Genomic DNA, 10,784 nt, shown 5'->3' on the forward strand with positions numbered 1-10,784 from the left:
TGACGACCACCGTGGCGGCGGCTACGGCGACCGCCGTGACGACCGTCGTGACGAGCGGCGCGATGACCGGCGTGACGATCGCGGTGGCTTCCGGCGTGACGACAGCCGGGGTGACCGCGGTGGGTTCCGGGGCCGGGACGACCGCGGTGGCCGTGGGCCCCGTCGGGACGACCGCGGTGGTCGGCCCGGTGGGTTCCGGGGGCGTGACGACCGTCGGGACGACCGGCGCGGCGGTGGCCGCTTCCGCGACGAGCGGGACCGGGATCGCGACCGCGACCGGGACCGCGAGCCGATCAAGCGGCTGCCGATCCCGGAGGACGTCACCGGTGACGAGATCGACAAGGACGTGCGGCAGGAGCTGCAGAGCCTGCCCAAGACGCTCGCGGAGGACGTCGCCAAGAACCTGGTGATGGTCGCGCGGCTCATTGACGAGGACCCCGAGGGCGCCTACGGCTACTCCAAGGTGGCCCTTCGTCTGGCGTCCCGTGTGGCCGCCGTACGCGAGGCCGCCGGGTTCGCCGCGTACGCCAACCAGAAGTACAGCGAGGCCCTCGCCGAGTTCCGGGCCGCGCGGCGGATGACCGGCACCGTGGAGCTGTGGCCGGTGATGGCCGACTGCGAGCGTGGGCTCGGCCGGCCCGAGAAGACACTGGACATGGCCGGCGCCCCGGAGGTGCACAAGCTGGACAAGGCCGGTCAGGTCGAGATGCGGCTCGTCGCGGCCGGTGCCCGGCGTGACATGGGCCAGCTGGACGCCGCAATCGTGACCCTGCAGAGCCCGGAGCTGGCCTCCAACTCGGTCCAGCCGTGGACCGCGCGCCTGCGCTACGCCTACGCCGATGCCCTGCTGGCCGCCGGTCGTGAGGGCGAGGCGCGGGAGTGGTTCGCGAAGGCCGTGGAGGCCGACCGGGACGGCAGCACGGACGCCTCCGACCGGCTCGCCGAGCTGGACGGCGTGGAGTTCGTCGACGCTCTGGACGAGAGCGAGAGCGAGACGGAGGGCGAGCCCGGGAACGCCTCGCAGAAGGACGACGGCGACGAGGACTGACGTGTCGTCGGTGAGATGAGAGGAAGAGGGCAGGCTCCCAGGGGGCCTGCCCTCTTTCGCGTTCCGGGGCCCGGACGGCTCAGATCTCCAGTGCCCGCAGCACCAGCCCGGACGCCGGCTTCGGGCCGAACGAGGTCGACTTGCGGGGCATCATCACGCCCTGGCGGGCCAGGTCGCGTACGACCTCCTCGCGGACGGGGTGCATCAGGACCGCCGTACCGCCGTCGCGTTCCGCCTTGGCGACCGTCGCGGCCGTGTCATGGATGTAGGCGATATGGGACGGGGAGTCCTCGGGGATGAGCCAGACGTGGTCGAGGAGCGTGGTGTGCAGGACCGTGGCGTCCAGGGAGCGCCAGGCGGCCGGGCGGTCGGCCGGGATCGTCCGGGCCAGTAGGTCCGGGTCGGGGCGGTCGAGCAGGTGGAAGGCGCCGTCGCCGGCCAGCAGGAAGGCGTTGCCCGCGCAGGACGCGTCCGCGAGGGCCGCCAGTGCCTCGGTGAGCGGTGTGTCGAGGCGTCGTATCCGGAACAGGCCCTCGACGGCCGTGAGCGCGTCGGCGACCGGCAGGTGGTGCAGCAGGCGGTGGATGGCGCGGACGCGCAACGGGTAGCGGGCGGTGTCGACGAGCAGGACCAGGCCGTGGTCCCAGGGGCTGGGGGACGGGTGCTCGGCGCGCAGCCGCAGGTAGGTGGCCCAGCGGTGGTGGCCGTCGGCGATCAGGGCCTGCTGGCGGCCGAGGTCGGACTGGATGCGGGCCACGTCGGTGGGGTCGGTGATGGACCACAGGCGGTGGTGGACGCCGTCCTCGGTGGTCGTGGCCAGGAGCGCGGGTTTCTCCGCCGTGCGTTCGACGACCTCGGCCGCGGTCCCGTCACCGCGGTACGTCAGCAGCAGCGGTTCGAGGTTCGCGCGCGTGGCGCGCATCAGGGCGGCGCGGTCGGCGACCACGGGCGGCATGACGTCCTCGTGCGGCAGCACCACGCCCTCCGCGGGCGCCGAGACGCGCAGGGCGCCGATGACGCCGCGCTGGAGCATGCCGCCCTCGTCGCGCTGCTCGTAGACGTACAGGCCGGGTTCCGGGTCGGCGGCGAGGATGCCCTCGTCCAGCCAGCGGCGCAGGGTGTGGGCGGCTTGTTCGGTGCCGGCGCTCGGGGTGCCGGCCTGGGGGAGGATCAGGCGGACGATGTTGTGCGGGTCGGCGGACTGGAGGTGGTGCACCCCGTCGGGGCGTACGACGACGTCGTACGGCGGGGAGGTGACGGCGGCGAGGCTGCCGACCCGGTCGGGGTCGTAGCGAAGGCCTCGGAACGGGGTGAGTTCCAGGCCCCGGTGCGCCGTTGCTTCCGAGTGACCTGCAGTGTTCATCAGGGCATCGTACGTGTGTCAGTGGCGTGCGGGATGATCGGGGGAAAGGCCTTTGAACGCCGTTGAAGGTCACTGGACGAGGAGCGATGTGGAATGAGCCAGGCGGTCAGGACGAGGCCCGAGGGCAGTGGGCAGCCCCTGAGCGAGGCGTACGACACGGCGCTGCTCGATCTGGACGGGGTGGTGTACGCGGGGGGGAACGCGATCGCGTACGCGGTCGACTCGCTGGCGGTGGCGCGCTCGGGCGGGATGCATCTGGCGTACGTCACCAACAACGCGCTGCGGACCCCGGACACCGTCGCCGGGCATCTGACAGAGCTGGGCATACCGACGGGGCCGGATGACGTCATCACCTCCGCGCAGGCGGTCGCGCGGCTCATCAGCGAGCAGGTGCCGGCCGGGGCGCGGGTGCTGGTCATCGGCGGCGAGGGGCTGCGGGTGGCGCTGCGCGAGCGGGGGCTGACCCCCGTGGAGTCGGCGGACGACGACCCGGCGGCGGTCGTGCAGGGGTACGGCGGGCCGGATCTGGCCTGGGGCCGGTTCGCGGAGGCGTCGTACGCGGTCGCGCGCGGGGTGCCGTGGTTCGCCTCCAACACCGACCTGACGATCCCGAGCGGGCGGGGCATCGCTCCGGGCAACGGGGCGGCCGTGGAGGTCGTACGGATCGCGACCGGCAAGGAGCCGCAGGTGGCCGGGAAGCCGCTGCCGCCGATGCACAAGGAGACGGTCATCCGCACCGGCGCGAAGCTGCCGCTGGTGGTCGGGGACCGGCTGGACACGGACATCGAGGGCGCGTTCAACGGCCGGGTCGACTCGCTGTTGGTGCTGACCGGTGTCACCGACGGCGCCCAGCTGCTCGCGGCGCCGCCGCAGCACCGGCCGACGTTCGTGGACGCGGATCTGCGCGGGTTGCTCACCGGGCAGCCGGAGGTCACGGCGGACGGTGACGGCTTCCGCTGCGGAGGGTTCACGGCGAGGGCTGGGGCAGACCGGCTGGAACTGGAGGGTGACGGCGAGCCGCTGGACGGTCTGCGGGCCCTGTGCGCGGCGGCCTGGACGGCGGCCGGGGAGGGCTCCTGCGAGCTGGACGGGGGGAAGGCGCTGGCGCGCCTCGGGCTGTGAGGAGGCCCCGGCGAACGAGAACGACGAGGCCCGGGGATCGAGTTCGATAGCGAGGGTAGGCTAACCTAACCTCGTGTTGGTCGACAGTCCTCCGGAACAGCGCGCGGAGACCGCCCCCGCGCCCCCAACCCGCCGGGCGGCAAGGGCCCTTGGGCTCCTGCTCTCCGTCGCGATACTGGTGCTCGTCGCCCTGGCGAGCATCGCGATCGGGGCGAAAGCCCTGTCGCTGGACCAGGTCTGGCACGGCCTGTTCCATGACACCGGGAGATACGGCGACGTCGTCGTGGACGAGCGGCTCGCGCGCACGGTCCTGGGCCTGCTCGCCGGTGCGGCGCTCGGACTCTCCGGCGCGGTGCTGCAGGCGCTCACCCGCAATCCGCTGGCCGACCCCGGACTGCTCGGGATCAACGCGGGCGCCTCCGCCGCCGTCGTCACGGCCATCACCTACTTCGGCGTCACCAGCCTCACCGGCTATGTGTGGTTCGCCTTCGTCGGGGCGGCCGCGGTCGGCGCGCTGGTGTGGTTCCTCGGCGGCAGCAGGGGCGCCACCCCGGTGCGGCTCGCGCTCGCGGGTACGGCGATCAGCGCCGCCCTGTACGGCTATCTCCAGGCCGTGATGATCATGGATGACGCGGCACTGGGCAAGATGCGCTTCTGGACGGTGGGTTCGCTGGCCTCGGCCACCAACTCGACCATCCTGCAGGTGCTGCCGTTCCTCGCGGTCGGCACAATCCTGGCGCTCGGGCTGGCCCGGCCGCTGAACGCCGTCGCGATGGGCGACGACACCGCCCGCGCCCTCGGCGCCAACCTCAACCGCACCCGGGCGCTGGCCATGCTCGCCGCCACCGTGCTGTGCGGGGCCGCGACCGCCGCCTGCGGTCCGATCGTGTTCGTCGGCCTGATGGTCCCGCACGTCGTACGTTCCTTCACCGGCCCCGACCTGCGCTGGATCCTGCCGTACGCCACGGTCCTGTCGCCGGTGCTGCTGCTCGGCGCCGACGTCATCGGCCGGGTCGTGGCCCGCCCCTCGGAACTCCAGGTCGGCATCGTCACCGCGATCATCGGCGGCCCGGTCTTCATCTTTCTCGTACGACGGCGGAGGACGGCCCAGCTGTGAAGACCCGATCCATGAACCGGGCCGTACGCGCTCCCGGCGGGCTCTCCCTGCGCCTCGACCTGCGGGCCCTCATCGTCGTCGTCCTGCTGCTCGCCGCCGCCTGTGCCGCGGGCGTCGCGCTGATCGGCACCGGCGACGCCAAGATCCCGGCGGCCGATGTGCTCCGGACCCTCGCCGGGAACGGCAACGCCTACCAGGACTTCATCGTCACCGAGCTGCGGCTGCCGCGGGTCCTGGTCGGCCTGCTGGTCGGCGCCTCGCTCGGCCTCGGCGGCGCCTTGTTCCAGTCCGTCTCGCGCAACCCGCTCGGCAGTCCGGACGTCCTCGGCCTGTCCCAGGGCTCGACGGCCGGCGCGCTGGTCGTGATCGTGCTGATGTCCGGCAGCACCACACAGGTCACCCTCGGTGCCCTGGCCGGCGGCCTGGCGACCGGCCTCGCCATCTATCTGCTCGCCTGGAAGCAGGGCGTGCACGGATACCGGCTGGTCCTGGTCGGCATCGGAGTCTCCGCGATCGCCACGGCCGTCAACGGCTATCTGCTGACCAAGGCCGACCTGGTCGACGCGGCCCGCGCGGTCGTGTGGATGACCGGCTCGCTGGGCGGCCGTGACTGGGACCAGGTCTGGCCGCTGCTCGCCCTGTGCGCGGTGCTTGTCCCGGTGGTCCTCGCGAACGCGCGCGGCCTGAGGATGCTGGAGATGGGCGATGACGTCGCGAACGCCCTCGGGGTGCGCGTACAGCGCGTCCGGCTGGTGCTGATGGTGTCCGCCGTACTGCTCACCGCCGCTGCCACCGCGGCCGCCGGCCCCGTCAGCTTCGTCGCGCTCACCGCGCCCCAGCTCGCCCGGCGCCTGACCAGCTCGCCGGGCCCGAACCTGGTGCCCTCCCTGTGCATGGGTGCCGCCCTGCTGGTCGCCGCCGACTGGGCCTCCCAGCGCGCCTTCGGCGCCGACCAGCTGCCCGTCGGCGTGGTCACCGGCGTCCTCGGCGGCGGCTATCTGCTGTGGCTGCTGGTCACCGAGCGCAGGGCGGGCCGGATATGAGCGGCACCACCACGAACACGACTAGGAGCACTGTGAACCGCCTGTCCGCCGAGAACGTCACCCTCGCCTACGACCAGCGCGTCATCGCCGAGCAGCTGTCGGTGGAGATCCCCGACAACTCCTTCACGGTGATCGTCGGCCCGAACGCGTGCGGCAAGTCGACGCTGCTGCGGGCACTGTCACGGATGCTCAGGCCGAGCCAGGGCCGGGTGCTGCTCGACGGGCAGGTCATCCAGTCGATGCCCGCGAAGAAGGTCGCGCGGACCCTCGGCCTGCTGCCGCAGTCGTCCATCGCGCCCGACGGCATCACCGTCGCCGACCTCGTCGGCCGCGGCCGTTACCCGCACCAGGGCCTGCTGCGCCAGTGGTCGGCGGAGGACGAGCGGGTCGTACAGGAATCCATGCGGCAGACCGGGGTCGACGGGCTGGCCGACCGGTACGTCGACGAGCTGTCCGGCGGGCAGCGGCAGCGGGTGTGGATCGCCATGGCGCTGGCCCAGCAGACCCCGCTGCTGCTCCTGGACGAGCCCACCACCTACCTGGACATCCAGCACCAGATCGACGTCCTCGACCTGTGCGCCGAGCTGCACGAGGAGCAGGGACGGACGCTGGTCGCGGTGCTGCACGACCTGAACCACGCGGCGCGCTACGCCACCCACTTGATCGCCCTGCGCGGCGGCGAGGTGATCGCCCAGGGTGCCCCCGGCGACATCGTCACGGCCGAGCTGGTGGAGCAGGTGTTCGGGCTGCGCTGCCAGGTCATCGACGACCCGGAGACGGGGACGCCCTTGGTGGTACCTGCGGCCCGAAAGGCGCGGGTCACAGCAGCTTCCTGAGCCGGAACAGGTCCAGCAGGCTCGCGTCCAGCCGCACCCGGCCCGTGCCCCAGGCGGACGCGAAGTTCAGCTCGCCGGCCACCAGGGACACCAGATCGTCCCCGGCCATGGCGAGCCCGATCTGCGCCTTCTCCCGCGGCGGGCCGGGGTGTGTGCCGTCCACCTCGATCCGGCCGCCCGTCATCCGGCCGGCGAAGGTGACATCCAGATCGGTGATGTGACAGCTCACCGAGCGGTCCAGGGCGGCGGCCGCGCGCGCGTCGCCCTCGGCGCCCTGCATGTTGTCCGAAAGCTTTCCCAGTGCGGCGCGGCACTCCTCGATCGTGGCCATCGCCCACGACGGTACCCCAGCGGTTCGGGGTAGCGTCGGGGCATGAACGACTCGGTTCCGCAGACGGAGACCCCGCAGGATTCGGTGCGGGAGGCGGTGGAGGCACCGGAGGCGTACGACCCCGCCGCGCCCGCCCCCCTGAACGTCCCGCGCACCCCCACCGGCGACGCCGAGGTCGACGCCCAGCTGCGGCGGCTGGCCGACGCCGACCACCTCGCCACCGACGGGCACATCGAGGTGTACGAGGATGTACACGGGGGGCTGCGCGACGCGCTCATCGCGCTCGACGCCCGCCCGGCACCTCCGGTTCCCACCCGTCACCCGACCACCGCCCCTCAATGAGACCCTTCGGGTCGCACCTTTTGGATTGTCGTACCACCAGAGCAGGAGCTGAACCGAACGTGGCAGGAGTCGCACGCCGTCGTCTGGACGCGGAGCTGGTCCGCCGGAAGCTCGCGCGTTCGCGTGAGCACGCCAGCCAGCTGATCGCCGCCGGGCGGGTCACCGTCGGCAAGACCGTGGCGACCAAGCCGGCCACCCAGGTGGAGACGGCCGCCGCGATCGTGGTCCAGGCCGACGACAGCGACCCCGACTACGTCTCCCGGGGCGGGCACAAGCTCGCCGGCGCGCTGCAGGCCTTCGTCCCGCAGGGGCTGGTGGTCGAGGGCCGGCGCGCGCTGGACGCCGGCGCGTCCACCGGTGGCTTCACCGATGTCCTGCTGCGCGCGGGCGCCGCCCATGTCGTTGCCGTCGACGTCGGGTACGGCCAGCTCGCCTGGTCTCTCCAGAGCGATGAACGCGTCACCGTCAAGGACCGTACGAACGTACGCGAGTTGACGCTCGAGGCGATCGATGGGGAACCTGTGGATCTTGTCGTGGGCGATCTGTCCTTCATTCCGCTCGGGCTGGTGCTGCCGGCCTTGATGCGGTGCGTGAAGCCGGACGCCGACCTGGTGATGATGGTCAAACCGCAGTTCGAGGTGGGGAAGGAGCGGCTCGGCAGCGGGGGTGTCGTACGGAGTCCGCAGCTGCGGGCGGAGGCCGTGCGGGCAGTGGCCGAGAAGGCCTGGGAGCTGGGGCTCGGGGTGCAGGGAGTCACCGCCAGTCCGCTGCCCGGGCCCTCGGGGAACGTGGAGTACTTTCTCTGGCTGCGGGCGGGGGCACCCCAGGTGGACCCGGCCGACGTCGACCGTGCAGTGGCGGAGGGGCCGCGTTGACACAGAACCTGGCGCGTACTGTTTTCCTGCTCGCCCACACCGGGCGGCCCGCGGCGATCCGCAGTGCGGAACTCGTCGTCAAGGGCCTGCTGCGGCATGACATCGGGGTGCGGGTGCTGGAGGAGGAGGCGCGCGACCTGCCGTTGCCTGACGAGGTGGTGCTGGTCAAGGAGGCGACTCCGCAGTGCCTCGACGGCTGCGAGCTGCTGATCGTGCTCGGCGGCGACGGCACGCTGCTGCGGGGGGCGGAGTTCGCCAGGGCCTCGGGGGTGCCGATGCTCGGCGTCAACCTCGGCCGCGTGGGGTTCCTCGCGGAGGCCGAGCGGGACGACCTCGATCGGGTGGTTGACCGGGTGGTGGCGCGGTCGTACGAGGTCGAGGAGCGGATGACCGTCGATGTCGTCGTGCACCGCAACGGGGACCTCGTGCACACGGACTGGGCGCTGAACGAGGCGGCCGTGCAGAAGGCCGGCGCCGAGAAGCTGCTGGAAGTCGTGCTGGAGATCGACGGGCGGCCGGTGTCGGAGTTCGGGTGCGACGGGGTGATCCTGTCCACGCCCACCGGGTCCACGGCGTATGCGTTCTCCGCGGGCGGGCCCGTGGTGTGGCCCGAGGTGGAGGCGTTGTTGATGGTGCCGATCAGTGCGCACGCGCTGTTCGCCAAGCCGCTGGTCACGTCGCCGGATTCGGTGCTCGCCGTGGAAGTGCTGCCGCACATCTCGCCCGGGGTGCTGTGGTGCGACGGGCGGCGGACCGTGGAGTTGCCGCCGGGGGCGCGGGTGGAGGTGCGGCGGGGGGCCGTGCCGGTGCGGCTGGCTCGGCTGCATCACTCGTCCTTCACCGATCGGCTGGTGGCGAAGTTCGCGCTGCCGACCACGGGATGGCGGGGGGCGCCTCACTAGAAAGAGCGGCCTGTGTGCACTCGCCGCCCCGGACCTCGTATGGTCTGTTCCGTGTTGGAGGAGATGCGGATACGGTCGCTCGGGGTCATCGACGATGCCGTCGTCGAGCTGTCGCCCGGGTTCACCGCGGTCACCGGTGAGACAGGTGCGGGCAAGACCATGGTGGTCACCAGCCTGGGGCTGCTGCTCGGTGGGCGGGCGGACCCGGCGCTCGTGCGGATCGGGGCCGAGAAGGCGGTTGTGGAGGGCCGGGTCAGCGTCCCCGCGGACGCCGCCGCCGTCGTACGCGCCGAGGAGGCCGGGGCCGAGCTGGACGACGGGTCCCTGCTGATCAGCCGTACCGTTTCCGCCGAGGGCCGGTCCCGGGCCCATCTGGGCGGGCGGTCGGTGCCGGTCGGACTGCTCGCCGAGCTGGCCGACGACCTGGTGGCCGTGCACGGGCAGACCGACCAGCAGGGGCTGCTGAAGCTGTCCAGACAGCGGCAGGCGCTGGACCGGTACGCGGGCGACGCCGTCGCCGTGCCGCTCGCCAAGTACACCGAGGCCTACCGCCGGCTGCGGGCCGTCTCCGCCGAGCTGGAGGAGATCACCACGCGCGCGCGTGAGCGGGCGCAGGAAGCCGACATGCTGCGGTACGGCCTTGAGGAGATCGCCGCCGTGGAGCCGCGGGCCGGCGAGGACGTCGAGCTGGCCGAGGAGGCCGAGCGACTGGGGCACGCGGAGGCGCTGTCGTCCGCCGCGACGGCCGCGCACGCCGGGCTCGCGGGCAATCCCGAGGACCCCGAGGGGATCGACGCCTCGACCCTGGTCGCGGGGGCCCATCGGGCGCTGGAGGCCGTGCGGTCGCACGATCCGGCGCTGGCCTCCCTCGCCGATCGCATCGGCGAGATCGGGATCCTGCTCGGCGATGTCGCCGGGGAGCTGGCCGGGTACGCCGACGACCTCGACGCCGATCCGCTGCGGCTGGCCGCCGTGGAGGAGCGCAGGGCGGCCCTGAACGCGCTCACGCGGAAGTACGGCGACGACATCAACGCCGTACTGGCCTGGGCGGAGCAGGGTGCCGCCCGGCTCACCGAGCTGGACGGCGACGACGAGCGGCTGGAGGAGCTGACCGCCGAGCGGGACGCGCTCCGCACCGAACTGGGCGGGCTCGCCCAGGCGTTGACGGATGCCCGGGCCGAGGCCGCCGAGCGGTTCGCCGCCGCCGTGACGGCCGAGCTGGCCTCGCTGGCGATGCCCCACGCACGCGTGTCCTTCGCCATCCGGCAGACCGAGGACCCGGAGGGCGTCGAGGTCGGCGGGCGTGCGGTGGCGTACGGGCCGTCCGGCGTGGACGAGGTCGAGCTGCTGCTCGCCCCGCACCCGGGCGCGCCGCCCCGGCCCATCGCCAAGGGCGCGTCCGGCGGTGAACTGTCCCGCGTGATGCTCGCCGTCGAGGTCGTGTTCGCGGGCACGGACCCCGTGCCGACGTACCTCTTCGACGAGGTCGACGCCGGTGTCGGCGGCAAGGCCGCGGTCGAGATCGGGCGACGCCTCGCGAAGCTCGCCAGGACCGCACAGGTCGTCGTGGTCACCCACCTGCCCCAGGTCGCCGCCTTCGCCGACCGGCAGCTGCTGGTCGAGAAGACCAACGACGGGTCGGTCACCCGCTCCGGAGTGAAGGTGCTGGAGGGCGAGGAGCGGATCCGCGAGCTGTCCCGGATGCTGGCCGGCCAGGAGGACTCCGAGACGGCCCGCGCACACGCCGAGGAACTGCTGGCGACGGCCCGGGCGGACGGGTGAGGGGCCGGGCGGGTACCTTCGCG

At 72.8% G+C, this 10,784-nt stretch carries 11 protein-coding genes; 9 read left to right on the top strand and 2 right to left on the bottom strand.

Going from position 1 to position 10,784, the window contains the following annotated elements; all coding sequences use genetic code 11:
• The first annotated feature begins 301 nt into the window (after positions 1 to 301).
• Positions 302 to 1,048: a tetratricopeptide repeat protein gene (locus tag M878_RS49465; RefSeq protein WP_031226532.1), complete on the top strand. Its 747-nt coding sequence runs from the start codon at positions 302 to 304 to the stop codon at positions 1,046 to 1,048.
• A 79-nt stretch (positions 1,049 to 1,127) separates the two neighbouring features.
• Here the strand turns inward: M878_RS49465 and M878_RS82455 are convergent, their stop codons facing one another.
• Positions 1,128 to 2,411 carry a DUF1015 domain-containing protein gene (locus M878_RS82455; protein WP_023551764.1) on the bottom strand — a complete coding sequence of 428 codons (1,284 nt, stop codon included), beginning with the start codon at positions 2,409 to 2,411 and terminating at the stop codon, positions 1,128 to 1,130.
• A gap of 93 nt (positions 2,412 to 2,504) precedes the next feature.
• Here M878_RS82455 and M878_RS82460 point away from each other — a divergent pair, with 93 nt between their 5' ends.
• The 4 genes from M878_RS82460 to M878_RS82475 all read left to right on the top strand — a co-directional run bounded on the left by M878_RS82460 (position 2,505) and on the right by M878_RS82475 (position 6,529).
• Complete coding sequence (locus M878_RS82460; RefSeq protein ID WP_023551765.1) at positions 2,505 to 3,533, top strand: HAD hydrolase-like protein; 1,029 nt, start codon at positions 2,505 to 2,507, stop codon at positions 3,531 to 3,533.
• Positions 3,534 to 3,606: 73 nt separating this feature from the next.
• The gene (locus M878_RS82465) at positions 3,607 to 4,650 is read left to right on the top strand and encodes a FecCD family ABC transporter permease (RefSeq protein ID WP_031226533.1); all 1,044 of its coding nucleotides are present in this window, start codon (positions 3,607 to 3,609) and stop codon (positions 4,648 to 4,650) included.
• 11 nt (positions 4,651 to 4,661) lie between these two features.
• Positions 4,662 to 5,693, top strand: coding sequence for a FecCD family ABC transporter permease (locus M878_RS82470; protein ID WP_209445662.1), 1,032 nt, complete (start codon positions 4,662 to 4,664; stop codon positions 5,691 to 5,693).
• On the top strand, positions 5,690 to 6,529 hold the full coding sequence (locus M878_RS82475; protein WP_209445579.1) for an ABC transporter ATP-binding protein: 840 nt from the start codon (positions 5,690 to 5,692) through the stop codon (positions 6,527 to 6,529). Before M878_RS82470 ends, M878_RS82475 begins: the two co-directional genes overlap by 4 nt.
• Here the strand turns inward: M878_RS82475 and M878_RS82480 are convergent.
• Positions 6,513 to 6,860 (bottom strand): hypothetical protein, encoded by a 348-nt coding sequence (locus tag M878_RS82480; RefSeq protein ID WP_023551769.1) that lies wholly within the window; start codon positions 6,858 to 6,860, stop codon positions 6,513 to 6,515. The two genes, M878_RS82475 and M878_RS82480, sit on opposite strands and share 17 nt — an antisense overlap.
• 42 nt (positions 6,861 to 6,902) lie before the next feature.
• On the opposite strand from M878_RS82480, the gene M878_RS82485 reads away from it, so the two are divergent.
• The 4 genes from M878_RS82485 to recN are packed head-to-tail and all read left to right on the top strand — an operon-like array spanning position 6,903 to position 10,761.
• Positions 6,903 to 7,202, top strand: coding sequence for a hypothetical protein (locus M878_RS82485; RefSeq protein ID WP_023551770.1), 300 nt, complete (start codon positions 6,903 to 6,905; stop codon positions 7,200 to 7,202).
• A 59-nt stretch (positions 7,203 to 7,261) separates the two neighbouring features.
• Positions 7,262 to 8,077 carry a TlyA family RNA methyltransferase gene (locus M878_RS82490; RefSeq protein WP_023551771.1) on the top strand — a complete coding sequence of 272 codons (816 nt, stop codon included), beginning with the start codon at positions 7,262 to 7,264 and terminating at the stop codon, positions 8,075 to 8,077.
• Positions 8,074 to 8,979 carry an NAD kinase gene (locus tag M878_RS82495; RefSeq protein WP_023551772.1) on the top strand — a complete coding sequence of 302 codons (906 nt, stop codon included), beginning with the start codon at positions 8,074 to 8,076 and terminating at the stop codon, positions 8,977 to 8,979. The genes M878_RS82490 and M878_RS82495 overlap by 4 nt, the downstream gene beginning before the upstream one ends.
• Before the next feature lie 39 nt (positions 8,980 to 9,018).
• Positions 9,019 to 10,761 (top strand): DNA repair protein RecN, encoded by a 1,743-nt coding sequence (gene recN, locus M878_RS82500; RefSeq protein ID WP_023551773.1) that lies wholly within the window; start codon positions 9,019 to 9,021, stop codon positions 10,759 to 10,761.
• Positions 10,762 to 10,784 lie beyond the last annotated feature (23 nt).

Origin of the sequence: Streptomyces roseochromogenus subsp. oscitans DS 12.976 (assembly GCF_000497445.1) — a bacterium.
GTDB classification, from domain to species: domain Bacteria; phylum Actinomycetota; class Actinomycetes; order Streptomycetales; family Streptomycetaceae; genus Streptomyces; species Streptomyces oscitans.

What these genes read in the sequence shown, in the direction of transcription:
- M878_RS82455 (WP_023551764.1), bottom strand. Translation starts at nt 2,411, where the DNA reads ATGAACACTGCAGGTCACTCGGAAGCAACGGCGCACCGGGGCCTGGAA.
- M878_RS82460 (WP_023551765.1), top strand. Translation starts at nt 2,505, where the DNA reads ATGAGCCAGGCGGTCAGGACGAGGCCCGAGGGCAGTGGGCAGCCCCTG.
- M878_RS82470 (WP_209445662.1), top strand. Translation starts at nt 4,662, where the DNA reads ATGAACCGGGCCGTACGCGCTCCCGGCGGGCTCTCCCTGCGCCTCGAC.
- M878_RS82475 (WP_209445579.1), top strand. Translation starts at nt 5,690, where the DNA reads ATGAGCGGCACCACCACGAACACGACTAGGAGCACTGTGAACCGCCTG.
- M878_RS82480 (WP_023551769.1), bottom strand. Translation starts at nt 6,860, where the DNA reads ATGGCCACGATCGAGGAGTGCCGCGCCGCACTGGGAAAGCTTTCGGAC.
- M878_RS82485 (WP_023551770.1), top strand. Translation starts at nt 6,903, where the DNA reads ATGAACGACTCGGTTCCGCAGACGGAGACCCCGCAGGATTCGGTGCGG.
- recN (WP_023551773.1), top strand. Translation starts at nt 9,019, where the DNA reads ATGGTCTGTTCCGTGTTGGAGGAGATGCGGATACGGTCGCTCGGGGTC.